Consider the following 25,485-nt stretch of genomic DNA (forward strand, 5'->3'; position numbering starts at 1 on the left):
TTATGGAACTGATTTTTCTGGGTACGTCCGCTGGCGTGCCAACCCGCTCACGGAACGTGACGGCGATCCTGCTGGATCTTAAACACCCCACCCGCGGCGGGCTGTGGCTGTTTGACTGTGGTGAAGGGACGCAGCATCAGCTGTTACACACCGTTTATCACCCCGGCAAGCTGGATAAAATTTTTATTACCCATCTGCATGGCGACCATCTGTTTGGCCTTCCCGGCCTACTGTGCAGCCGCTCGATGGCCGGTAACGCCAACCCGCTGACGATTTACGGGCCAGCGGGTATTCGCGAATTTGTTGAAACCACGCTGCGCCTGAGCGGATCATGGACCGATTATCCGCTGGAGGTCGTTGAGATTACCGAAGACCTGGTATTCGATGACGGGGATTATCGGGTTACTGCTCAACCACTTAATCATCCAGTGGAATGCTATGGCTACCGTATTGAAGCGCATGACAAACCCGGCGCGCTGGATGCCGCCGCGCTGATGGCCGACGGCGTAAAACCCGGACCGCTGTTCCAGCGTCTGAAGCACGGAGAGACCGTCACGCTGGAGGACGGACGCGTCATCAACGGCCAGGATTATCTCGCCGCCCCACAGCCCGGCAAAAAGCTGGCGATTTTTGGCGATACGGCCCCGTGCCCGGCGGCGCTCACGCTGGCCCAGGGCGTGGACGTGATGGTGCATGAAGCGACGCTTGAAATGGCGATGGAAGAGAAAGCCAATAGCCGGGGACACAGCTCCACGCGTCAGGCGGCGCAGCTTGCCCGTGACGCGGGCGTCGGGAGGCTCATCGTCACCCACGTCAGCTCGCGCTACGATGCGCGGGGATGCGCAAGCCTGCTGGCAGAGTGCCGCACGCTGTTTCCGGAATGTGAGCTGGCCGAAGATTTCGCTCAGGTCAGCGTTTAGTCCTTCATTTTTCCCTCAGGATGCCGATAACGATTAAAAGGTCAGCATTTCTCTCGAGGGTAGAATGGATAATTTCCAGAAAGATATTGATGACAGGGCGAATCTGACCCTGTCGAACCGTTTTGAACTGTTGCTGTTCCGTCTTGGCACCTCTCTGAACGAAAATAAATCTGAGCTGTTTGGCATTAACGTCTTTAAGCTGCGTGAAATTGTGCCGATGCCGGAGTTCACGAAACCCGCCGGGATGAAGTCACCGCTGATGGGAATGGTGAATATTCGCGATCAGGTGATCCCGGTGATTGACCTGGCCGCCGTGGCGGGCTGTAAGCCCACCACCGGGCTGAACATTCTGCTGATCACCGAATATGCGCGCAGCGTGCAGGCGTTTGCCGTGGAATCGGTTGAGAACATCATGCGTCTGGACTGGAAGCAGGTGCACGCGGCGGAAACCGCCGTCAGCGGCCGCTACATCACCAGTATCGCGTGTCTTGACGAGAAGACCGATACCAACGATCTGGCGATGGTGCTGGACGTTGAGCAGATCCTGTATGACATCACCCCGGCCAATCACGATCTGCACGCCACGAACCTGAAGACCACCAAATTCCATATCAAGCCAGGCGCTGTCGCCATCGTCGCGGAAGACTCCAAAGTGGCGCGCTCGATGCTGGAGAAAGGTCTGCAGGCAATGGAGATCCCGGCCCAGCTGCATATCACCGGCAAAGAGGCGTGGGAAAAAATTGGGGTTCTGGCCGCACAGGCGCAGGCTGAGGGTGTTCCCATCACCGATAAGATCGCGCTGGTGTTGACCGACCTCGAAATGCCGGAGATGGACGGTTTTACGCTGACGCGCAAAATCAAAACCGACCCGGTACTGAAAGATATTCCGGTGGTGATCCACTCTTCCCTTTCCGGCAACGCTAACGAAGACCATATTCGTAAGGTGAAGGCGGACGGGTATGTGGCGAAGTTTGAGCTGAACGAGCTGTCGTCAGTGATTGAGGAAGTGCTGGACCGCTCGATGAAGAAGATTGACGGGCCGTTAATTAGCCGCAAACAGCTGGCTTAAGCATGGTGCGGGCTGGTGCCCTCACCCCGACCCTCTCCCACGGGGAGAGGGAGAAAACCATAAAAAAACCCGCCGAGGCGGGTTTTTTGTTTTTACATCAATGGCATTGCTCGCTGCACGATATCAATCAGCGGTTGCGGATAGATACCGAAGATCAGCACCAGCAGCGCGGAGATAAGCACTACGATACCACCAGCGCTGTACTGCCAGTTGGTTGGGGCATCGCGGTTGAGCTGCTGAGGTGCGCTCAGGTACAGGCTCACGGCCACGCGCAGGTAGTAGTAGAGACCAATCGCGGAGCCGATCACCACGCCCGCAGTCAGCCACCACAGGTGCGCCTGCACACCGACGGCCAGCACGTAGAACTTACCGATAAAGCCGAGCGTCATCGGAATACCTGCCAGAGAGAGCATCATCACGGTCATCACTGCGGACAGGATCGGACGGTGCCAGAACAGACCACGGTAGGAGAACAGTGAATCGGCATCCGGACCACGGTACGGGCTGGACATCAGGCTCACCACGCCGAAGGCGCCGAGGCTGCTGAACAGGTAGCCGGCCAGATACACGCCCACGGCTTCCATCGACATCTCACCGCTCTGCAGCGCAATCAGCGCCACCATCAAGTAGCCCAGATGAGAGATAGACGAGTAGCCCAGCAGACGCTTGATGTTGGTCTGGCTCAGCGCCATCAGGTTACCGAAGATGATGGAGACGAACGCGATAATGCCCAGCACCACGCGAACCGCTTCGCTGTCACCCACTGGTGCGTACAGGAACAGACGCATGACCACACCGAAGATAGCGATTTTGCTCGCCGTCGCCAGGAAGGTCGACACCGGAGCCGGAGCGCCCTGGTAGACGTCTGGCGTCCACAGGTGGAACGGCACCAGAGAGAGTTTAAAGCCGAGGCCAACGATCATCATGCCCAGACCCGCCAGCAGCAGCGGCTCATGAAGCATGCCGTCACCGAGGCTCTTGCCGAGCGCCATGAAGGAGAGGTTACCGGACTGTGCGTACACCAGCGCAATACCAAACAGCAGGAACGAGGACGCCGCCGCAGACAGGATGGTGTACTTGATGCTTGCTTCCAGGGAGCGCTTCTGGCGGAAGGCGTAACCAATCAGACCGAACAGCGGCAGAGAGATCAGCTCAATGCCGAGGAACAGTGCGGCCAGGTGGTTCGCATTCGCCAGCAGAATGCCGCCCAGCGCGGCAATCAGAACCAGCAGGTAAAACTCTTCTTTGTTGTCGTTGTAGCCTTCGAGCCACGGGTACGCAAAGGTACAGGTTGCCAGGCTCGCCAGCAGCACCAGACCGGTATACAGCATGGCGTAACCGTCAACGCGCATCAGCGGGGTGACGTCCATCGCCCCACCCTGGCCAACAAACCAGAGGGAGACTAACGCGGCGTTCAGGCCGATGACCGACAGCGTGGCATTCAGGAAGTGATTGCGTCGCCACGCAATGGAGAGCATCACAACCACCACCGTCAATCCGACGATCAGCAGCGGTAGCAGCGCGATCAGTTGTTGTGGAGTTATTGTCATGGCGAATTACGGCCTTGTAGTAGAAACAGAATTAACAAACCACTGCTGGATATTGCCCATCGCGCTGTGCGAGGTATCCAGAATCGGCTGCGGGAAGAAGCCCAGCAGCACCAGCAGTACGACCAGCAGCAGGATGATGAACAGCTCACGCAGCGACATCCCCGGCAGTTCTTGTGCAGCAATTTCGCTCTTCGCTTTACCGAAGTACGCGCGGTGCAGCATCGCCAGCGAGTACACGGAAGCGAACACCAGACCAAAGGTGGAGATCACGGTAATCACCGGTACCACTTTGAAGCTGCCGAACAGAATCATAAATTCGCCGACGAAGTTACCGGTACCTGGCATCCCCAGGGTGGCAACCGCGAAGAACATGGACAGCGCCGGCAGCCACTTAATTTTGCTCCACAGGCCGCCCATCATACGCATGTCGCGGGTATGCAGACGTTCATACAGCTGACCACACAGGATGAAGAGGCCGGCTGCGGACAGACCGTGCGCAATCATCTGGATCACCGCGCCCTGGTACGCCAGCTGGCTGCCGGTGTAGATAGCAATCAGCACGAAGCCCATGTGGGAAACGGAGGTGTAGGCAATCAGACGCTTGATGTCGTACTGCGTGAAGGCCATCCAGGCACCGTAGAAGATACCGATCACACCCAGCCACATGGCAATCGGTGCGAATTCTGCTGAGGCGTTCGGGAACAGCGGCAGAGCGAAACGCAGCAGACCGTAGGCCGCCGTTTTCAGCAAGATGCCCGCCAGGTCAACGGAACCCGCTGTTGGTGCCTGAGAGTGCGCGTCTGGCAGCCAGCCGTGCAACGGAACCACCGGCATTTTCACCGCGAAGGCGATGAAGAAGCCCAGCATCAGCAGGTATTCAACGCCGTGGGACATTGGCGTCTTCAGCAGTTCTTCGTAGTTGAAGGTCCAGGTTCCGGTCGCGTTGTGGTGAACAAACACCAGCGCCAGAATGGCAATCAACATCACCAGACCACTCGCCTGGGTATAGATGAAGAACTTGGTTGCCGCCGTGATACGCGTTTTACCGTCGGACGCCTTGTGGCCCCACAGCGCGATCAGGAAGTACATCGGCACCAGCATCATCTCCCAGAAGAAGAAGAACAGGAACATGTCGATGGCAAGGAACACGCCGATCACGCCGCCCAGGATCCACATCAGGTTCAGGTGGAAGAAGCCCTGGTATTTTTCGATTTCTCGCCAGGAGCAAAGTACCGCCAGAACGCCGAGCAGACCGGTCAGCACCACCATCAGCAGTGAGAGACCGTCAATCGCCAGGTGGATCGTAATGCCGAAACGCGGGATCCACGGCAGGATGAACTCAGACTGCCACTGCGGAATGCCCGCAGACTGGGTCAGTGAGTAACCGCCCTGCAACCACAGTTGCAGGCCAAGCGCGAGCGTCAATCCCATGGTGATCAGCGCGATCCAGCGCGGCATCTTCACGCCAAAGCGTTCAGTCTGCCAGCACAGGAAGCCGCCGATGAAGGGAATTAATATTAGCCAGGGTAGTAACATGGCGATTTTTATTCCTTGTTAAAGTCCCTAAGGGACCGATTTTCAACAAATTCGACAAAATTCACGCGTTAGTGCGGTTTGTGGTGTCGGGTGGCGCTCACGCTTACCCGACCTACGGTCTCGTAGGCCCGGTAAGCGCAGCGCCACCGGGCAAAACCACTATCGCAACACCATCAGCAGCGCCAGCACGACAACCGCACCGATGCTCATGGACGCCACATACCAGCGCAGGTAACCGTTCTCGCTGTACAGCAGGCCTTTACCTGCAAAGCGGGAGAGGATCGCCGGGATATTCATCAGGCTGTTCAGTGGGTCGCGCTTCACCAGCCACGCAATGCCCAGGAACGGCTTAACGAAGATCATGTCGTACAGCCAGTCGAAGCCCCACGCGTTGTACCACCAGGTGCCCAGCAGGCGGCCTGGCGCACTGTTGGCAACGGCAGTCACCAGCGTACGTTTGCCCAGCCACAGCCATGCAGCGATCAGGATGCCCGCGATAGCGACCACACCGGAGGTGATTTCGAGCGTCAGAACGCGACCGTGCTCAAGCTCGGTGGTGTCTGGCAGTACGCCCTGCAGCGGCGGCACAATCATCGCGCCAACGAAGGTGGACAGTACCAGCAGCACAATCAGCGGCAGGTGATGGGTAATCCCCTTCCCTGCGTGAGCGTGAATTTGTTCTTTACCGTGGAATACGATGAAAATCATACGGAAGGTATACAGGGAGGTCATGAACGCACCGACCAGACCCGCAACCATCAGATTGATATGACCATTCGCCATGGCACCCGCAAGGATTTCGTCCTTACTGAAGAAGCCCGCGGTGATCAGCGGCAGTGCCGCCAGCGCCGCGCCGCCCACCAGGAAGCAGACATACACCAGCGGAATGGACTTACGCAGTCCGCCCATCTTGAAGATGTTCTGCTCGTGATGGCAGGCCAGAATCACCGAACCGGATGAGAGGAACAGCAGCGCTTTAAAGAACGCGTGCGTCATCAGGTGGAAAATGGCTGCGTCCCACGCCTGAACGCCCAGCGCCAGGAACATGTAACCAATCTGGCTCATGGTGGAGTACGCGAGAACGCGTTTGATGTCGGTCTGCACCAGCGCGGCAAAGCCTGCCAGCACCAGCGTGACCGCACCGACGATACCCACCAGATGCAGAATTTCCGGGGTCATCAGGAACAGGCCATGGGTACGCGCAATCAGGTATACACCGGCGGTAACCATGGTCGCAGCGTGGATCAGCGCGGAGACAGGGGTTGGACCCGCCATCGCGTCTGCCAGCCATGTCTGCAATGGCAGCTGCGCGGATTTACCCACAGCACCACCCAGCAGCATCAGCGTTGCCCACCACAGCATGTTATTGCCTGCGGCGAAGTGCGCTGGCGCCAGTTCCACCATTTCGCGGAAGTTCAGCGTGCCCAGTTCGTTGTAAAGAATGAACAGCGCGAAAGCGAGGAAGACGTCACCCACGCGGGTCACGATGAACGCTTTCATGGCCGCTGCGCCATTCTTCGGATCGGTATAGTAGAAACCGATCAGCAGGTAAGAACACAGACCCACGCCTTCCCAGCCCAGATACATCAGCAGCAGGTTATCGGCCAGAACCAGAACCACCATGCTGGCGATAAACAGGTTGGTGTAGGCGAAGAAGCGGGAGTACCCCTCTTCACCGCGCATATACCAGGAGGCGAACATGTGGATCAGGAAGCCGACACCGGTGACCACGGAGAGCATGGTCAGCGAGAGGCCGTCCAGCACCAGGTTGAAACCGATGTTGAAATCACCGACCGACATCCATGTCCACAGCGGCACGCTGAAAGGCTGACGCCCGTTGTTAAAGAAGTCGATACCCGCATACGCTGTCACCAGCGCGGCCAGGCCAACAGAGCCCATGCCGACGGTTGCAGACAGATTCTCAGACCAGCGGCCGCGAGAAAACGCCAGCAGCACGAAGCCAATCAGCGGAAAAATAATGGTTAAGGCAAGCATGTTCATCCACGCAACTCACTTACTGAATCGATGTTCAGATTCTGGCGGCGACGATGGAGCTGGAGCAACAGCGCCAGGCCAATACTCGCTTCGGCAGCCGCGAGGCTGATGGCGAGAATGTACATCACCTGACCATCGGTCTGGCCCCAGTAGCTTCCGGCGACCACGAAGGCCAGCGCGGAGGCGTTAATCATGATTTCCAGCCCGATCAGCATAAACAGCAGATTGCGGCGGATAACCAGACCGGTCAGACCCAGAACGAATAAAATCGCAGCGAGGATCAGTCCATGTGTTAAGGGGATCATGCGCGCTCCTCCGTTTTTCTTTTCGCGCGGTCGTCAGTGCGGTTGCTCAGCACCTCGCCAGCACGCTCTTCGCGGCCAACGTGGAAAGCCACAACCAGACCTGCCAGCAGCAGCATTGAGGCCAGTTCCACTGCCAGAACGTATGGGCCAAAGAGCGTGATACCGACCTCTTTCGCGCCAATCGGCGTGCCGTCGATGCCCTGATCGTTAACACCCAGAATGGCGTAAACGATCACCACCAGCATGATGGCCGACAGAATTGCCGGGCCAATCCACACCTGCGGTTTTAACCACTGACGTTCCTGCTCAATTTCAGAGCCGCCCAGGTTCAGCATCATCACCACGAACACGAACAGCACCATAATGGCCCCGGCGTAGACGATGATTTCCAGCGCACCGGCGAAGTGCGCGCCCAGTGCAAAGAACACCCCGGAAATGGCCAGCAGCGAGATGATTAAGTACAGCAGCGCATGCACCGGATTGGTGTGCGTGATCACTCGCAGCGTAGCCAGGATGGCGATAAGGCCACAGATATAAAAAGCGAATTCCATTGCCCTCTCCTTACGGTAACAGGCTCTTGACGTCGATAGGCTTAGCTTCGTTCTCTGCTTCGCCCTTATCTTTGCCGTCGATTGCCATACCCGCCATCCGGTAGAAGTTATATTCCGGGTATTTGCCCGGACCGGAAATCAGCAGATCCTCTTTCTCGTACACCAGGTCCTGACGCTTGTACTCACCCAGCTCGAAGTCTGGAGTCAGCTGAATCGCCGTGGTTGGGCACGCTTCTTCACACAGACCGCAGAAGATGCAGCGTGAGAAGTTGATGCGGAAGAACTCAGGGTACCAGCGACCGTCTACCGTCTCGGCTTTCTGCAGAGAGATACAGCCGACCGGGCACGCTACCGCACACAGGTTACAGGCAACGCAGCGCTCGGAACCGTCCGGGTCGCGCGTCAGCACGATACGGCCACGGTAGCGCGGCGGCAGATATACCGGCTCTTCCGGGTACATCCGGGTTTCGCGTTTGGCAAACGCGTGCAGGCCGATCATCCAGATACTGCGTACCTGGGTACCGAAGCCTACCAGTAATTCTTTTAAGGTCATGGTCTATAGCCCCTTATGGCTGCTGCCAGAGAATGACAGCCGCCGTTACCAACAAGTTGACGAGCGTCAGCGGCAGGCACACTTTCCAGCCGAAGGACATTACCTGGTCATAACGCGGACGCGGTAACGCTGCGCGAATCAAAATGAACATCATCATGAAGAACGCGGTTTTCAGCGCGAACCAGATGAACGGCGGTAAGAACGGGCCATGCCAGCCACCGAAGAACAGCGTTACCATCAACGCGGAAATGGTGACAATACCGATGTACTCGCCCACGAAGAACAGACCGAATTTCATACCGGAATATTCGATGTGGTAACCGTCGGCCAGTTCCTGTTCGGCTTCTGGCTGGTCAAACGGGTGACGGTGACACACGGCCACGCCCGCGATGGCAAAGGTAATAAACCCAAAGAACTGCGGAATAACGTTCCAGATGTCGGCCTGGTTGTTGACGATGTCGGTCATGTTGAATGAACCGGCCTGCGCCACCACGCCCATCAGGGAGAGACCCAGGAACACTTCGTAGCTCAGGGTCTGCGCGGAAGCACGCATCGCACCCAGCAGCGAGTATTTGTTGTTACTGGACCAGCCTGCGAACAGGACTGCGTAAACCGCGAGGCCTGCCATCATCAGGAAGAACAGAATGCCGATGTTCAGGTCAGCGACCACCCAGGTCGGGCTGACCGGCACGATAGCAAACGCCAGCAGCAGCGAGGTGAAGGCGATCATCGGTGCCAGAGTAAAGATCACGCGATCCGAGAAGCGCGGGATCCAGTCCTCTTTAAAGAACATCTTGATCATGTCCGCGACCAGCTGGAGTGAACCACCCCAGCCCACGCGGTTCGGTCCGTAACGGTTCTGGAACAGACCGAGCAGACGACGTTCACCAAAGCTCATGAACGCGCCGCAGGTGACCACCACCAGCAGGATAACAATCGCTTTCAGAATGCTCAGCAGGATGTCGATAAGATCCGGCGTTAACCAACTCATGCTTTTGCCTCCTGCAGATTATCAAGACGCGCACCCGCCAGAACCGGCGCGATGCCAGGCATACCCATCGGCAGACCGACCTGCCCTGCTGTCAGACTTTCAGAAATAATCAGCGGCAGGCTGATGGTCTGGCCGTCATAGCTAAAGGCAATGTTCGCGCCCGCGTTAACGCCAAGCTTCGCGGCATCCGCCGGGTTGAGCTTGATGTACGGCTGCGGCATACGGGTCTGGAAGACCGGTGAACGCTGGGACAGCTCGTCGCTACCGAACAGATGGTAGTACGGCGCAATACGCCAGTTGCCTTCCTGCGCCTGGAAGCTCGCCGGAACGGATGTGAAGAAGTCCAGACCGGTTTCGGAAGCTTCTATCAGACGCACGCCCGGATCGCCGTGGCGCAGGGAGCCGCCCACTTCAGCCTGGAACTTGTTCCATGCCTGCGGGGAGTTCCAGCCCGGTGCCCATGCGAACGGGATTTGCGAACGCGGTGCAGACGGCTGGTTGTTCCCTTCCATGGAGAAGGCGAACATGGTGTCTTTATCCTGCGGCTGGCGCGGTTCGTGCACGCTGATATTGGCGCGCATTGCGGTACGGCCGCTGTAACGGTGCGGTTCACGCGCCAGTTTCTGGCCGCGAATGCGGAAGCTTGCTTCAGGCGCGGCATCTTTAATGCCTGCCAGCTGAGGCAGTTTTTCCACTACCGCGTCGATAACGTGGTCGAGCTGCGTCCAGTCCACTTCACGGCTCTGCACGGTGCTGTGCAGGGAGTGCAGCCAGCGCCAGCTTTCCAGCATCACGGTGTTGCTGTCGTAGTAAGCCGGGTCATAAACCTGGAAGAAACGCTGGGCGCGGCCTTCGTTGTTAATAACCGTACCGTCGCTTTCTGCGAAGCTTGCCGCAGAGAGCACCAGGTGCGCTTTGTCCATGATCGCGGTGCGCTGATGGTCAATGACCATCACCAGCGGCGCTTTGGAGAGCGCGGCGTCAACGCGAGCGGCAGAGGCGTGGCGATGCAGGTCGTTTTCCAGCACCACAACGGCGTCAGCAGAACCGGATTCCAGTTCACTTAACGCAGCTTCCAGCGAGCCACCGCCGATCATGCCCAGACCAATGCTGTTCACCGCACGGGCAATCATGGTCACGCCAACGTCCGCACCGCGGCCTTTCAGGGCTTTGGCCACATTGGCTGCCGCCTGAATGATCTCAGCGCTGCCGGCGTTGGTCCCGGAAATAATCAGCGGTTTCTTCGCACCTGCCAGGGCCTGAACAATCACGTCAACCTTGTTCTGCAGGTCGCGATCCAGTTCTACCGCCGGAGAGTTGCTGTCCAACGCGTGGGCAATGGCAAAGCCAAGGCGCGCCTGATCTTCAACCGGTGCACAGTAGGTCCACGCCGCGATGTCGTCCAGACGGGTGTTGTCGACGTTGGTCACAAACAGAGGATGCTTCGCGCGCTGACCGATGTTCAGGATCGCCGCAATCTGCCAGTCAGCCACTTTCTGCGCCGCCGCCATTTCACGTGCTTTACCCTTCACCGCCTGACGAACCGCCAGAGCCGCGCGTGCGCCCGTCTGCGTCAGGTCTTCACCCAGAACCAGGACTGCATCATAGGATTCGATTTCGCGCAGCGCAGGGGTGTGAATACCGCCTTCACGCAGCACTTTCAGTACCAGCTGCAGACGTTCCTGCTCGCCCTGGGCGATACCGGTATAGAAGTTTTCCGCCCCGACCAGCTCGCGCAGCGCGAAGTTGCTTTCGATGCTGGCGCGCGGGGAGCCGATACCGATCACTTTCTTCGACTGGCGCAGAATATCTGCCGCGCCCTGCATCGCCTGTTCAGCGTTCAGGGTAATGAAGTCGTCGCCACGGCGCTGAACCGGCTGACGCGGACGGTCTTTCAGGTTCACATAGCCATAGCCGAAACGACCGCGGTCGCAGAGGAAGTAGTGGTTAACGGTGCCGTTGTAACGGTTTTCGATACGGCGCAGCTCGCCGTAGCGCTCACCCGGGCTGGTGTTACAGCCGAGGGAACACTGCTGGCAGATGCTTGGCGCAAACTGCATGTCCCATTTACGGTTGTAACGCTCGGAGTGGGTTTTATCCGTGAAGACGCCGGTCGGGCAGATTTCTACCAGGTTACCGGAGAATTCGCTCTCCAGCACGCCGTCTTCCGGACGGCCGAAGTAGACGTTGTCATGCGCGCCATACACGCCCAGATCCTGACCGTCTGCATAGTCTTTGTAGTAACGCACGCAGCGGTAGCAGGCGATGCAGCGGTTCATTTCGTGAGAGATGAACGGCCCCAGGTCCTGGTTACGGTGGGTACGCTTGGTAAAGCGATAGCGACGGAAGCTGTGACCGGTCATCACGGTCATATCCTGAAGGTGGCAGTTACCGCCCTCTTCACAAACCGGACAGTCGTGCGGGTGGTTGGTCATCAACCACTCCACCACGCTTTCGCGGAACTGTTTGGCTTCTTCGTCATCAATCGAAATAAAGGTGCCTTCGGTGGCTGGCGTCATACAGGACATCACCAGGCGACCACGCGTGTCTTCCGCGTTTTGATATTGCTTCACCGCACACTGGCGGCAAGCACCGACGCTGCCCAGCGCCGGATGCCAGCAAAAGTACGGAATATCGAGGCCAAGAGACAGACAAGCTTCCAGCAGGTTGTCCGCCCCGTTGACTTCGTATTCTTTGCCGTCTACATGAATCGTAGCCATTAGCATGCTTCCAGTTGGCTCGGTCGAAACCGAGCGTTAATCAAAATTCTTGTCGTTACCAGCGCGCTTTAAGCAGGTTCGGCTGAATCCCATTGATTGCATGGGTATTGCTGAACGGCTGCTTGATGCCTGCTTCGAACTCGTCGCGGAAATATTTGATCGCGCTCTGCAGAGGTTCGACGGCACCCGGTGCGTGGGCACAGAAGGTTTTACCCGGGCCTAAGAATCGACACAGTTGCTCAAGCGTCTCGATATCGCCAGGCTGGCCTTCGCCACGTTCGATTGCACGCAGGATCTTCACGCTCCACGGCAGACCATCACGGCACGGTGTACACCAGCCGCAGGACTCGCGGGCGAAGAACTCTTCCAGGTTACGCACCAGCGAGACCATGCCGATCTCGTGGTCGACGGCCATCGCCAGCGCCGTACCCAGACGGCTGCCTGCTTTACCAATGCTTTCGAATTCCATCGGCAGGTCAAGGTGGGCTTCGGTCAGGAAGTCAGTCCCTGCCCCACCCGGCTGCCAGGCTTTGAATTTCAGGCCATCGCGCATGCCGCCCGCGTAGTCTTCAAGAATTTCACGTGCGGTAGTACCGAACGGCAGTTCCCAGACGCCAGGATTTTTAACGCGACCGGAGAAGCCCATCAGCTTGGTACCGGCATCTTTGCTTGAGGAGATGCCCTGATACCACTCCACGCCGTTGGCGAGGATAGCCGGAACGTTACACAGGGTTTCGACGTTGTTTACGCAGGTCGGTTTACCCCATACGCCGGAGCTTGCCGGGAACGGTGGCTTGGAACGCGGGTTCGCGCGGCGGCCTTCCAGGGAGTTAATCAGCGCGGTTTCTTCACCGCAGATGTAACGCCCGGCGCCGGTGTGCACGAACAGTTCGAAGTCAAAGCCGGTGCCCAGGATGTTTTTACCGAGCAGGCCCGCTTCGGTGGCTTCGGCAATCGCGCGACGCAGGTTTTCCGCCGCTTCGATGTACTCACCGCGCAAGAAGATGTAGCCACGGTACGCTTTCAGCGCAAACGCGGAGATCAGCATGCCTTCCACCAGCAGGTGCGGCAGTTGTTCCATCAGCAGGCGGTCTTTATAGGTGCCCGGCTCCATTTCATCGGCGTTACACAGCAGGTAACGGATATTCATGGATTCGTCTTTTGGCATCAGGCTCCACTTCAGACCGGTGGAGAAGCCCGCGCCGCCGCGGCCTTTCAGGCCAGACTCTTTTACCGCGTTAACGATGTCGTCCGGCGCCATGCCGCCAAGGGCTTTACGCGCGCCGGCATAGCCGTTTTTGCTCTGGTATTCGTCGAGCCATACCGGCTGTTTGTCATCGCGCAGACGCCAGGTCAGCGGATGCGTCTCAGCAGTACGAATTACAGTTTTCATTTGTACTGCTCCAGCAGGTCAGGAATCGCTTCCGGCGTCAGATGGCTGTGAGTGTCCTCATCAATCATCATGGTCGGCCCCTTGTCGCAGTTACCCAGGCAGCAGGTTGGCAGCAGAGTAAAGCGTCCATCGAACGTGGTCTGGCCCGGCTTGATATTGAGCTTCTTCTCAATCGCAGCCTGAATGCCCTGATAACCGGTGATGTGGCAGACTACGCTGTCACAGTAGCGGATCACATGGCGGCCTACCGGCTGACGGAAGATCTGGCTGTAGAACGTGGCTACGCCTTCTACGTCACTTGCCGGAATACCCAGCACTTTCGCGATCTCATAGATCGCCCCATCCGGCACCCAACCACGCTGTTTCTGTACGATTTTCAGCGCTTCAATGGACGCCGCACGCGGGTCTTCGTAGTGGTGCATCTCGTGCTCAATAGCGGCACGTTCTGCTTCACTCAGCTCAAAAGCCTCGGTTTGTGGTTGTTGATTCTCGTGCATAATTAGCGGTCCACATCTGACATAACAAAATCGATACTACCCAGATACACAATCAGGTCGGAGACCAGACTGCCGCGGATGGCGGACGGGATCTGCTGCAGGTGCGCAAAGCTCGGCGTACGCACGCGGGTACGGTAGCTCATGGTGCTGCCGTCACTGGTCAGGTAGTAACTGTTAATACCCTTGGTCGCTTCAATCATCTGGAAGGATTCTTGCGCCGGCATGACCGGACCCCAGGAAACCTGCAGGAAGTGGGTGATCAGGGTTTCGATATGTTGCAGCGTGCGCTCTTTCGGTGGCGGCGTCGTCAGCGGGTGATCCGCCTTGAACGGGCCTTCCGGCATGTTGTTGAGGCACTGCTCAAGGATGCGCAGACTCTGGCGCAGCTCTTCTACTTTCAGCATCACGCGGGTGTAGCAGTCGGAAACACCACCGCCCACCGGGACTTCAAAGTCGAAGTTCTCGTAGCCAGAGTAAGGACGCGCTTTACGCACGTCGAAATCAATACCGGTCGCACGCAGACCTGCACCTGTCGTCCCCCACTCCAGCGCTTCTTTCGCGCCGTAGGCAGCAACGCCCTGGGAACGGCCTTTCAGGATGGTATTGCGCAGCGCGGCTTTCTCGTAAGAGGCCAGACGTTTTGGCATCCAGTCGAGGAATTCACGCAGCAGACGGTCCCAGCCGCGCGGCAGATCGTGTGCCACACCGCCGATACGGAACCAGGCCGGGTGCATACGGAAACCGGTAATCGCTTCCACCAGATCGTAGATTTTCTGACGGTCGGTAAAGGCGAAGAAGACCGGGGTCATCGCGCCGACGTCCTGAATGAAGGTGGAGATATACAGCAGGTGGCTGTTGATACGGAACAGCTCTGACAGCATGACGCGAATCACGTTAACGCGATCCGGCGTAACGATACCCGCCAGTTTCTCAACGGCCAGCACGTATGGCATCTCGTTGACGCAGCCGCCGAGGTACTCAATACGGTCGGTATACGGAATGTAGCTGTGCCAGGACTGACGCTCGCCCATCTTCTCAGCACCACGGTGGTGGTAGCCGATGTCAGGCACGCAGTCGACAATCTCTTCGCCGTCAAGCTGAAGAATAATACGGAATGCACCGTGCGCAGACGGGTGGTTTGGACCGAGGTTGAGGAACATGAAGTCCTCGTTGTCGGTACCGCGCTTCATGCCCCAGTCTTCCGGTTTGAAGGTCAGCGCTTCCATCTCTAAATCCTGCTTGGCTTTGGTCAGCTCAAACGGATCGAATTCGGTGGCACGTGCCGGGTAGTCTTTACGCAGCGGGTGGCCTGTCCAGGTCTGCGGCATCATGATGCGCGTCAGGTGCGGGTGGCCGTCAAAGGTCATGCCGAACATTTCCCAGGTTTCACGCTCGTACCAGTTGGCGTTCGGGAAAAGTTTAGTGATCGTCGGCAGATGCATGTCGTTTTCAGACAATGCCACCTTGAGCATGATATCCGTATTACGGTCTATTGAGATCAGGTGGTAGAAAACGGAAAAATCCGCAGCAGGGAGACCCTGGCGGTGGGTACGCAGACGTTCATCCATGCCGTGTAAGTCAAACAGCATGACGTACGGTTTTGGCAATTTCTTGAGGAAATCGACAACTTCCAGCAATTGCTCACGCTTCACCCAAACAACGGGTACCCCGGTGCGGGTAGCCTGAACAGTAAAGGCATCCGGCCCAAAACGGTTGCGCAGTTCGCCAATGACTGGGTCATCCAGATGATCCCGGGTCTGCCAGGCGGCTTCTTGCGCGGTTAAGTCGGTCATATTGTTCACCATTGCAAATGGTCCGTGGTGACTGTTGAGCCTGGCTTCGCGCTATTTGAGTAGTGATATGCGAAGGTGTTCTCCAGGCCTACAGGCGCAAATTAAATTTCGTCAGGCGTACGCAGATTGGTGACGGCAATACGTTCACCACGTTTACGCTCGCGCTCAGACTGCATGTTCGCGCGATACACACCCTGATCGCCAACAACCCACGACAGTGGGCGACGTTCTTTACCGATAGACTCCTGCAGCAGCATCAGCGCCTGCATGTAAGCTTCCGGACGTGGCGGACAACCCGGGATGTACACATCCACTGGGATAAATTTATCTACGCCCTGTACGACGGAATAGATGTCGTACATACCGCCAGAGTTTGCACATGCGCCCATGGAGATAACCCATTTTGGCTCCAGCATCTGGTCATAAAGACGCTGAATAACAGGTGCCATCTTGGTAAAGCAGGTACCGGCTACCACCATCAGGTCAGCCTGACGTGGTGAAGCACGCAGTACCTCGGCCCCAAAACGCGCAACGTCATGCACCGCAGTGAATGACGTCACCATTTCAACGTAGCAGCAAGAAAGGCCAAAGTTGTATGGCCAGATGGAGTTCTTACGACCCCAGTTGACCATATCGTGCATGGCATGTTCGAGTTTGCCCATGTACACGCTTTTATTGACTTCTTGCTCCAGGGGGTCTGTTACGATCTCCTGTTTTTGCAGGGGGTAACGGTCATTCTCACCGTTAGGATCTATGCGGGTGAGCGTATAATCCATCTTATTGCCTCGCTGTTACTGCTGACGATTAGAGATACTGTTTTCCGGGTTGATGTGTTCACGACGTGAACGCGCAGGCGTCCAGTCAAGCGCGCCAATACGCACCAGATAAACCAGACCGGCCAGTAGCACTAAAATGAAAATTGCGGCCTCGACAAAGCCCACCCAACCACTTTCGCGGATGGAGGTTGACCATGCGAAAAGGTAAAGCGCTTCCACGTCAAAGATGACGAAGAACATGGCTACCAGATAGAACTTGGCAGACAGGCGTAAGCGAGCGGAACCTACTGAATCAATACCTGATTCGAAAGGTGTGTTTTTGTGCCTTGCACGGGCGCGACCGCCCAGGAACCAGCCGCCGACTAACATCAGGCAGCACAGGCCAATGGCTACAATAAGAAAGATTGCGAATGCCCAGTGATGAGCGATGACTTCTGTGGATGTTGACATACTCATTGCTTACTCATCAAAAGTGATACCAACGACACTGCTCTTGCTGGCAGATGGGCATCACATCGATTCATGGGGAGGAACAAATAACCTTACACTAACTGTCAGAAATGAGACGTAGACAGCAAAATGATGGGGTTTTTTACTCCTTTCTATAACCTATTGTCAACTTTAACAAAGGTTTCTTCACATTAAATTACATCGAGCGATTCTCATTAACATTTGGTGCCCTTTAACCCTGGTGGGTGCATGACTTTCCGTCAAATGTATGTTGTTGAATCGTGTCCGTTTCGGAAGTAAAAAAAATAACCCTCCTATTTTGACAGGATTTGCCAACGATTCCTCCCCCCAAATAGGAGTATTTTCTTGATCTGTGACACGCTTTTGTTAATTCAACCAGGAAAACGGCAACATATTTCCTGTTTTTTTAACATGGGAGGTAGGTGGTTGAAGTTAGAACGGAAAACGGACAAGTTTTAAGCAAAAGCATTTAGCATGTTGATAAATATGAAGTATCCTGAAAACCCATGCGCCATAAGCGGATATTTTTGCTAAAAAAAAGCCACTGCATGTGAAAATCACACGAGTGGCTTTTTTTTACACTTACATTTTGTTACCAGAATTTTGAGCTATCGATCACTCGAAATCCCCTTCAACGATCAGGGAATCATCCCCCCCTTCGGAGGTAACGCGTTCGAACTGCCACGGGTTATGGTAGTTTTCCATCGCCTCGAACACCACTTTGGCCAACTCGTTATGGCTGGACGAATTGTGGCAGAGCAGATACTCCGTATCCGGCAGCGCAGGAAGCCCATCAGATTTTCCCAGGACGCGCAGATCGGGGCTCATCATCTCAACCGGACGGGCCGTCACACCCAGACCGGCCTTCACGGCAGCACGGACCGCTGGCAGCGTGGAAGCCACATACGCCAGACGCCACGGAATGTTGGCCTCATTCAGCGCCGTGAGCACCATATCGCGGAACGGGCTCGGGTCATCAAGTAAGACCAGTGGAACCGGCTCCCCTTTTTGCAGCACATATTCGGCCGCGCAATACCAGTGCGTAGGCGATGTACGCAGCGTCAGGCAGTCAAACTGCCCGGGACGATGCGTGGTGACCACCAGGTCGACTTTATTCTCATTTAACATCTCAACCATAAAGGCATTACGCTTTACGCTAACGTCCAGCGCAAGCTTCGGATAAACCGAACTAATACGATTGAGAAGAAACGGCAATATAGTATCCGCTGACTCATCAGATGCGCCTAACGTTAGCACCCCTTGAAGGTTGCTAAACATTAATGACATACATGCTTCATCATTAAAGCGAAGAATTTTCCTGGCATAACCCAGAAGCTGAATACCGTGTTCCGTTAAGAGCTTATTACGCCCATGACGCGCAAAAAGCTCTTTACCAACCAGTTGCTCCAGCCGCTGCATTTGCTGGCTGACGGCAGACTGAGTTCGGCAAACGGCGGCAGCAGCGGCTGCAAAAGTGTTGAGATCGGCGACCGCAACAAACGTTCTCAGCAGATCGAGGTCGAGATTCATTATCGGACGATTTGCATTTATCATATCTATTCACTTTCAGGTTGCTCGTGCGGAGCTGCCCGGGTTGAAGCTGTGTGTGTACAGTTAAGCAATTCCCTCTGAAGATTTTCCCTCGCATCCCGGCCCGGCAGACTGCCTGACAGATAGTTATTGTGCTGCTTTATATCAACAGTCAGAAAGCACGTTTCATGACGTTATTTTTATTCTCTTAAACGTTCAGGATATTTAGATGTTCGCAGGTTTATGTAAATTACATTAAAGGTATAACACCTTTTCTGCCATCTGTATCGCAGCGCTGTCAACGTAGCAGGAGATGTTCGACACATTCCAGCCAGAGATAACTCCAACAATAACAATCAATTAATGAGGAAAACCAGTCACAGATATACAAAAAACGTGTATCTGCACTCTGCTTTCCTGGAAGACATCTTAACCCAAATCCACTTTATTTATAAGTCTTATTGCAATATTGAGGATTAAAGAAGAATGTTAAGCTTCTAAACTAATTTTATTAGAATTAACTAAAGTTGCATTTTTTAGGTTAATAATAAATAAATTTTAATTTAGATTAAGACCATTCATTAATGGCACTTAACATTAATTTCACATGAGTAACTTTTAGCCACAGTATGCTATTACAGAAACAGGTATCAAGCATTCAGGTTTAACGAAATGTCACTCAGAGTGATTGCCACCTTTGTCCTGCTTCCCACCTATTTTTACAAGCACAATATACACAATTTTGACAAATGAATAGCACATTTAACCTAACATGGCACGGTGTGCACAACTTTAATCCAGCATAAAAGCATACAAGCAGAGAAAAAGATTTATCAAAATTTTGCTCCCGGCACAAAATCTTCTACTGCACACCCTTCAAAACGAAGCGAGGGGGGAGTACATTATTCCGTGCTGACTTCCACGGCAGGGAGCGGCAATCATAGCGAAAAGGTTAAAGGTTCATGTCCCCTATCGAAAAATCCAGCAAGCTAGATAACGTCTGTTATGACATCCGCGGCCCGGTTCTGAAAGAGGCAAAACGCCTTGAAGAAGAAGGCAACAAGGTTCTGAAACTCAACATTGGTAACCCTGCGCCATTTGGTTTTGAAGCGCCGGATGAAATTCTGGTTGATGTGATCCGCAACCTTCCTACTGCACAAGGCTATTGCGATTCAAAAGGACTTTACTCCGCACGTAAAGCCATTATGCAGCACTACCAGGCACGCGGTATGCGTGATGTTACCGTTGAAGATATCTATATCGGCAACGGCGTCTCCGAACTGATCGTGCAGGCGATGCAGGCGCTGCTGAACAGCGGTGACGAAATGCTGGTACCCGCGCCGGACTATCCGCTGTGGACGGCAGCCGTGTCACTGTCCAGCGGTAAAGCGGTGCACTACCTGTGCGACGAGTCCTCTGACTGGTTCCCGGACCTCGATGATATTCGCGCGAAAATTACGCCCCGCACGCGCGGCATCGTGATCATTAACCCGAACAACCCAACGGGCGCGGTATACTCGAAAGAGCTGCTGATGGAGATCGTCGAGCTGGCCCGTCAGCACAACCTGATCATTTTCGCCGACGAAATCTACGACAAGATCCTGTACGACGCGGCACAGCACCACTCAATCGCTGCGCTGGCCCCGGATCTGCTGACCGTCACCTTTAACGGCCTGTCTAAAACCTACCGAGTGGCCGGTTTCCGTCAGGGCTGGATGGTACTGAACGGTCCGAAAAAGCACGCCAAAGGCTATATTGAAGGGCTGGAGATGCTGGCCTCCATGCGTTTATGCGCCAACGTTCCGGCGCAGCACGCGATCCAGACGGCGCTGGGTGGCTATCAGAGCATTAGCGAGTTCATCGTTCCCGGCGGTCGCCTGTACGAACAGCGCAACCGTGCGTGGGAACTGATCAACGATATTCCTGGCGTCTCCTGCGTGAAGCCGAATGGCGCGCTCTACATGTTCCCGAAAATTGACGCGAAGCGCTTTAATATTCATGACGACCAGAAAATGGTGCTCGATTTCCTGCTGCAGGAAAAAGTGCTGCTGGTTCAGGGTACGGCGTTTAACTGGCCGTGGCCGGATCACGTGCGTATCGTGACGCTGCCGCGCGAAGATGATCTGGAAATGGCCATCAGCCGCTTCGGGCGCTTCCTGTCCGGTTATCATCAGTAACGCTGGCTTTCTGCCGGGTGGCGCTGCGCTTACCCGGCCTACAACACCTTCAGATTTGCATCTTCCCTCCCCTCCCCGCACAATGAACGCCTGTCGCAGTGAAGACAAAAGGTACCCTATGAGTCAGAGTCATTTCTTTGCCCACCTCTCCCGCCTGAAACTCATCAACCGCTGGCCTCTGATGCGCAATGTCCGCACGGAAAATGTGTCAGAGCACAGCCTGCAGGTTGCGATGGTCGCTCACGCGCTGGCCGCCATTAAAAACCGCAAATTCAACGGTCAGGTCAATCCAGAGCGCATTGCCCTGCTGGCGATGTACCACGATGCGTCAGAAGTGCTGACCGGCGATCTGCCTACGCCGGTAAAGTATTTCAACTCGCAGATTGCGCAGGAATATAAGGCCATCGAGAAAATTGCCCAGCAGAAGCTGATTGACATGGTGCCTGAAGAACTGCGCGACATCTTTGAGCCGCTCATCGATGAGCATCAGTACACGGAAGATGAAAAGTCGCTGGTCAAACAGGCCGACGCGCTCTGCGCCTACCTCAAGTGTCTGGAAGAGTTGTCCGCGGGGAATAACGAATTTTTACTGGCAAAAACGCGTCTGGAAAAAACGCTGGAATCCCGCCGCAGCGAAGAGATGGATTACTTTATGCAGGTGTTTGTACCGAGCTTCCATCTGTCGCTGGATGAGATTAGCCAGGATTCGCCACTCTGATTTTCGCCCAGCGGCGCTGCGCTTGAAGGGCCTACGGGATTGTAGGCCGGGTAAGGCGAAGCCGCCACCCGGCAAAATGCTCAGAACGGGAACAGAACCGGTATCAATACCACGCACACCACCATCACCAGCACGGTGAACGGCACGCCCAGCTTCACGAAATCACTGAATGTGTAGTTCCCCGGCCCCAGCACCAGCGTGTTCACCGGTGAAGAAACTGGCGTCATAAATGCCGCTGAGGCCGCCATTGCGACCATCATCGCAAAAGGATACGGCGACACGCCCATGGATTTGGCCATCGCCAGCGCAATCGGCGCCATCAGTACCGCCGTCGCGGTATTGGAGATAAACAGACCGATAGTGGCACACATGATAAACAGACAGACCATCATCATGTACGGCCCATACCCGCCGCCCACGTCCATTAAGCCTTTAACGATAAGATCCACCCCGCCGGTTTTTTGCAGCGCCAGGGCGAAGGGCATCATCCCGACAATGAGAATAATGCTCGGCCAGTGAATGGCTTTATAGGCGCTTTCGGCGTCAATACAGCGGAATTTACCCATCAACAGACAGGCAATAATTGCCGCGACCGGATTGGGGATCTCATCGGTCAGCATCAGCGCCACCATCAGTACCAGACAAAAAATCGCGTGGGGGGCCTGGCTGTGCGCCGGGGAGGCATCGCTCTCCTCAACAGGCATGTTGAGCACCACAAAATCACGCCCTTTTTGCCCGAGCTGGCTTATCAGCTTCCAGTTCCCGACGACGAGAAAAATATCGCCCAGCAGGATCGGTTCATCCACCACCGCCCCTTCCATCGCTACGCCATCGCGCTTCAGCCCCACGACATTCAGGCCATAGCGGGTTCGGAACCCCATTTCCCGCACGGTTTTGCCCAACAGTTCCGATTCAGGGATCAGCGACACCTCGGCCATGCCAACATCCAGCGCCTGATCGGAGAAATACTCCCCACGCAGTACCATTGGTTCCAGCAGCTGTTCGCTGCAAAACTCGCGCAGATCCACGTCCGCAGTGGACATATCAATCAGGAGGACGTCCCGCGCGCGGAATTCCGACACCCCGTTGACGTTGACGATCACCCGACGAAACCGCCGCCAGCGCTCTACGCCGATCACATTCGCGCCATAGCGCTCACGCAGCTTCAGGTCATCCAGCCGCTGTCCTACCATCGGCGAGCCGGGGCGAATAGCCAGACGGCGCGCGCGCCCGGTAAGGCGGTACTCTTTAATCAAATCGCGGAAGGTGCGTCGCTTCCACCCTTCTTTATTTTTTTCCTGTTTTTCACCTTTCAGGGCAAACCGGGTCAGCAGCATGTAGACCACACCCAACACCAGAATGACCAGCCCCAGCGGGGTGACGCTGAAAAAGCTGAAGCCCTCAAATCCTTCGCGGATCAGTTCGCTGTTAACGACCAGGTTTGGCGGCGTTGCCACCAGCGTCATCATCCCGCTGATCAAACCGGCAAAACTCAGGGGCATCATCAGGCGAGACGGCGAGCTCTGCATCCGCATGGAAACGCTCAACACCACCGGGATAAAGATGGCGACCACGCCCGTGGAACTCATAAACGCCCCCAGTCCGGCGACGGTCACCATCAGGTAGATCAGCATTTTGGTTTCGCTGTTGCCCGCCACCTTCACCAGCCACGACCCCATGATGGTCGCCACACCGGTGCGCACCAGCCCATCCCCGATGATAAACAGGGCGGCGATGAGGACAACGTTGGGATCGCTAAATCCGGAGAAGGCTTCCGGTAGCGTGAGCGTACCGCTCAGCACAAACGCGACGATGACAAACAGGGCGACGGCGTCCATGCGTACCTTGCCCGTTGCAAAAAGAAGGATGGCGATTAAAAGCAGGCTCAGGACCCAAATCAGTTCACCGTTCACAACTTATCCTTGTCAGTGGAAGATGAGGAATTTTGCCATAAAAAAGCCCCAGCAATGTGGGGCCATATCATGGGATTACACTTTTAGCGAGACGGTTACAACTCCGTCAGAGGCTTTTGAAACAGACAGGGCCGTCAGTGAATCCAGCACCAAATCTGCCTCGTCCAGCCGGGGGGATCCGGCCGGAACGTTAACAGCGATGACGTGACTTCCTGCGTTCAGCCCGGCCAGTACGCCAGCCGCCGCATCTTCCACCACCACGCACTCTGCGGGGTCGAGGCCCAGCAGTTCGGCCCCCAGAAAAAATGCGTCAGGCTCCGGTTTACCCCGCTTCACGCGCTCCGCCGTGATGAATACGTCGGGGGTTGGCAAGCCTGCCGCCTTGTGTCGGGCGTGGGCAACCGGCACGGAACCGGAGGTGACGATAGCCCACGGGATCTGCGCCTCGTTCAGATGCTCAAGCAGTTCGCGCGCGCCTGGTAACGCGGTGATGCCGTCCGTATCGGTGGCTTCAATGTGTTCCAGGTATTTGAACTCCGCCTGAATTTCGTCCTCATAGCGTCCGGCCAGGAAGTGCCGTAGCGAGGTGATGGCCTGTTTGCCATGGATAAAATTCAGCACGTCCTGATGGTCGATGCCATGTCTGTCAGCCCAGTGGCACCAGGAACGCTCCACCACCGGCAGCGAATCCACCAGCGTACCGTCCAGATCAAACAGAAAACCTCTACACTGCACACGCACCTCCGTCAGGCATTAATGATTTGTTGAATTTCGTTGCTGCTTAAATGGTACTGACGCGGGCAGGCATGCCACGCGCTCAGCATACGCTGATATTTATCCCACATCGGGGTCTGCGCGTTGAAGCCGTGGGTGCCCGCGTCAAAGTGGGTATAGCGCCCTTCCGTATTCACCATAAAGCGAACATAGCTCAGATAACGCGCTTCCGTTGCCGCATCAAAGCCTAAGAAGGTCACGCGGCGCTCGTCAATGGACTGCTGATCTTTGAGATTCGTCCAGGAGACGTGCAGGGCGTGATACATCTCCATAATGTCGATCACGATGCGGCAGGTTTCTTCTTTCAGCTCGCCAAACTCGCGGTCCAGTTCGCGCATTTGCAAACCAAAACCGCGTTCGACGATGGTCTGCAGGCGGCTGTAGCGCGCAGCGTTATCGGGATCAAGCATAGTCATCATTTTGTACTGATTGGACAAAATCAGACGTTGAGCATGGGTCATTTCCATCTTTCGACTCCTGTAGCGCATTGCACTTAAAAAAAAGACACGGTAACTGATTGTTACTGTGCCTTCTTTTCGTCGTCGTTTCGATGATCAATCACAAGTCATCGAGGAATGTTTTATCGAGTTGCTTAAAAGCACGCTTTAACGTGTCCGCCAGCGCCTGGTAATCCGGCTTGCCTTCAACCGGGGCGAGCGCCTGCCCGGCCTCTTCCAGCTTACCGCGCACTTCATAAAACCAGTGTAAAATAGAAGGGGGAAGCGGGGTGATGGACCGTTTACCTAACCACCACAGTCCCTGCATCGGCAGGCTTAATGCGAAGAGCGCCGTGGCGACCGCAGGTCCAAGCTGCCCACCCAACGCAATCTGCCAGCACAGCGTAAAGATAGCGACAGGCGGCATAAAGCGAATCGCATAGCGCGTGGCGCGGATGGTGCGATTCTCAATAAACATAGGCGCAAGGCGCTTTTCCATCGGCCACGTCTTTGCGTAATGCTGTCCCCGACGAAACAGACTAAAGAAATTTACGGACGGGTTCTCTGGTGTCGACATGGCTGTACCTCAACTTCACATATAAAAATTAAAATTTTCGTGCAAAACCACAACAAGCTATGACAACGTTCAAAATATTTTGTCATCTCTACCCCGTATCGGGTATCCTGTGCCAGCCTGATAGGGCCGTAGACGAGAATCAGTAACTCGTCAAATTATTGCATATTATGCCATTGGCTGAAAATTGTGCAAAATGGCATAAAATCATAGTTATTTCTTCCATCATGCCACAATGTTCG

22 protein-coding genes are annotated in these 25,485 nt (G+C 55.5%); 4 read left to right on the top strand and 18 right to left on the bottom strand.

Going from position 1 to position 25,485, the window contains the following annotated elements; all coding sequences use genetic code 11:
• The first annotated feature begins 2 nt into the window (after positions 1–2).
• Complete coding sequence (gene rbn / locus P349_RS11105) at positions 3–920, top strand: ribonuclease BN (protein WP_032646608.1); 918 nt, start codon at positions 3–5, stop codon at positions 918–920.
• 64 nt (positions 921–984) lie between these two features.
• Positions 985–1,989 carry a chemotaxis protein gene (locus P349_RS11100; protein ID WP_024908219.1) on the top strand — a complete coding sequence of 335 codons (1,005 nt, stop codon included), beginning with the start codon at positions 985–987 and terminating at the stop codon, positions 1,987–1,989.
• A gap of 92 nt (positions 1,990–2,081) precedes the next feature.
• Here P349_RS11100 and nuoN read toward each other — a convergent pair whose 3' ends face one another.
• The 14 genes from nuoN to lrhA all read right to left on the bottom strand — a co-directional run bounded on the left by nuoN (position 2,082) and on the right by lrhA (position 18,674).
• Positions 2,082–3,539 (bottom strand): NADH-quinone oxidoreductase subunit NuoN, encoded by a 1,458-nt coding sequence (gene nuoN, locus P349_RS11095; protein ID WP_024908971.1) that lies wholly within the window; start codon positions 3,537–3,539, stop codon positions 2,082–2,084.
• 6 nt (positions 3,540–3,545) lie between these two features.
• Positions 3,546–5,075, bottom strand: coding sequence for an NADH-quinone oxidoreductase subunit M (gene nuoM, locus P349_RS11090; protein WP_024908970.1), 1,530 nt, complete (start codon positions 5,073–5,075; stop codon positions 3,546–3,548).
• 159 nt (positions 5,076–5,234) lie between these two features.
• The gene (nuoL, locus tag P349_RS11085) at positions 5,235–7,076 is read right to left on the bottom strand and encodes an NADH-quinone oxidoreductase subunit L (RefSeq protein WP_024908969.1); all 1,842 of its coding nucleotides are present in this window, start codon (positions 7,074–7,076) and stop codon (positions 5,235–5,237) included.
• The gene (gene nuoK / locus P349_RS11080; RefSeq protein ID WP_003861496.1) at positions 7,073–7,375 is read right to left on the bottom strand and encodes an NADH-quinone oxidoreductase subunit NuoK; all 303 of its coding nucleotides are present in this window, start codon (positions 7,373–7,375) and stop codon (positions 7,073–7,075) included. The genes nuoL and nuoK overlap by 4 nt, the downstream gene beginning before the upstream one ends.
• Positions 7,372–7,926 (bottom strand): NADH-quinone oxidoreductase subunit J, encoded by a 555-nt coding sequence (gene nuoJ, locus P349_RS11075; protein ID WP_008500212.1) that lies wholly within the window; start codon positions 7,924–7,926, stop codon positions 7,372–7,374. Before nuoJ ends, nuoK begins: the two co-directional genes overlap by 4 nt.
• Before the next feature lie 10 nt (positions 7,927–7,936).
• Complete coding sequence (gene nuoI, locus P349_RS11070; RefSeq protein ID WP_003861491.1) at positions 7,937–8,479, bottom strand: NADH-quinone oxidoreductase subunit NuoI; 543 nt, start codon at positions 8,477–8,479, stop codon at positions 7,937–7,939.
• A gap of 13 nt (positions 8,480–8,492) precedes the next feature.
• Entirely contained in the window at positions 8,493–9,470 is a 978-nt protein-coding gene (gene nuoH, locus P349_RS11065) for an NADH-quinone oxidoreductase subunit NuoH (RefSeq protein ID WP_008500211.1), read from the bottom strand.
• Positions 9,467–12,190 carry an NADH-quinone oxidoreductase subunit NuoG gene (nuoG, locus tag P349_RS11060; RefSeq protein ID WP_032646610.1) on the bottom strand — a complete coding sequence of 908 codons (2,724 nt, stop codon included), beginning with the start codon at positions 12,188–12,190 and terminating at the stop codon, positions 9,467–9,469. The genes nuoH and nuoG overlap by 4 nt, the downstream gene beginning before the upstream one ends.
• A gap of 55 nt (positions 12,191–12,245) precedes the next feature.
• Entirely contained in the window at positions 12,246–13,583 is a 1,338-nt protein-coding gene (nuoF, locus tag P349_RS11055) for an NADH-quinone oxidoreductase subunit NuoF (protein WP_008500209.1), read from the bottom strand.
• Positions 13,580–14,080 carry an NADH-quinone oxidoreductase subunit NuoE gene (nuoE, locus tag P349_RS11050; protein ID WP_006176513.1) on the bottom strand — a complete coding sequence of 167 codons (501 nt, stop codon included), beginning with the start codon at positions 14,078–14,080 and terminating at the stop codon, positions 13,580–13,582. The genes nuoF and nuoE overlap by 4 nt, the downstream gene beginning before the upstream one ends.
• 2 nt (positions 14,081–14,082) lie before the next feature.
• The gene (gene nuoC / locus P349_RS11045; RefSeq protein WP_023312537.1) at positions 14,083–15,885 is read right to left on the bottom strand and encodes an NADH-quinone oxidoreductase subunit C/D; all 1,803 of its coding nucleotides are present in this window, start codon (positions 15,883–15,885) and stop codon (positions 14,083–14,085) included.
• A gap of 89 nt (positions 15,886–15,974) precedes the next feature.
• Positions 15,975–16,649, bottom strand: a complete 675-nt coding sequence (gene nuoB / locus P349_RS11040; protein ID WP_003861482.1) for an NADH-quinone oxidoreductase subunit NuoB — start codon at positions 16,647–16,649, stop codon at positions 15,975–15,977.
• Between the two features lie 15 nt (positions 16,650–16,664).
• Entirely contained in the window at positions 16,665–17,105 is a 441-nt protein-coding gene (gene nuoA, locus P349_RS11035; protein ID WP_014171000.1) for an NADH-quinone oxidoreductase subunit NuoA, read from the bottom strand.
• A gap of 630 nt (positions 17,106–17,735) precedes the next feature.
• Entirely contained in the window at positions 17,736–18,674 is a 939-nt protein-coding gene (gene lrhA, locus P349_RS11030) for a transcriptional regulator LrhA (RefSeq protein ID WP_021241557.1), read from the bottom strand.
• Between the two features lie 938 nt (positions 18,675–19,612).
• Between lrhA and alaA the strand changes: the two genes are divergently transcribed.
• Positions 19,613–20,827, top strand: coding sequence for an alanine transaminase AlaA (gene alaA, locus P349_RS11025; RefSeq protein WP_008500204.1), 1,215 nt, complete (start codon positions 19,613–19,615; stop codon positions 20,825–20,827).
• Between the two features lie 118 nt (positions 20,828–20,945).
• On the top strand, positions 20,946–21,545 hold the full coding sequence (gene yfbR / locus P349_RS11020; protein ID WP_024908967.1) for a 5'-deoxynucleotidase: 600 nt from the start codon (positions 20,946–20,948) through the stop codon (positions 21,543–21,545).
• A gap of 80 nt (positions 21,546–21,625) precedes the next feature.
• Here the strand turns inward: yfbR and P349_RS11015 are convergent, their stop codons facing one another.
• The 4 genes from P349_RS11015 to yfbV form a co-directional block, all read right to left on the bottom strand.
• Positions 21,626–23,458: an SLC13 family permease gene (locus P349_RS11015; RefSeq protein ID WP_032646611.1), complete on the bottom strand. Its 1,833-nt coding sequence runs from the start codon at positions 23,456–23,458 to the stop codon at positions 21,626–21,628.
• A 75-nt stretch (positions 23,459–23,533) separates the two neighbouring features.
• Complete coding sequence (locus tag P349_RS11010; RefSeq protein WP_032646613.1) at positions 23,534–24,193, bottom strand: sugar phosphatase; 660 nt, start codon at positions 24,191–24,193, stop codon at positions 23,534–23,536.
• An 11-nt stretch (positions 24,194–24,204) separates the two neighbouring features.
• A complete protein-coding gene (locus P349_RS11005) occupies positions 24,205–24,699 on the bottom strand; it encodes a YfbU family protein (protein ID WP_008502874.1) in 495 nt (164 codons plus the stop codon).
• Between the two features lie 91 nt (positions 24,700–24,790).
• Entirely contained in the window at positions 24,791–25,246 is a 456-nt protein-coding gene (gene yfbV / locus P349_RS11000; protein WP_008502875.1) for a terminus macrodomain insulation protein YfbV, read from the bottom strand.
• Positions 25,247–25,485 lie beyond the last annotated feature (239 nt).

The organism is Enterobacter sp. DC4 (assembly GCF_000568095.1).
Taxonomy (GTDB): Bacteria; Pseudomonadota; Gammaproteobacteria; order Enterobacterales; family Enterobacteriaceae; genus Enterobacter; species Enterobacter pseudoroggenkampii.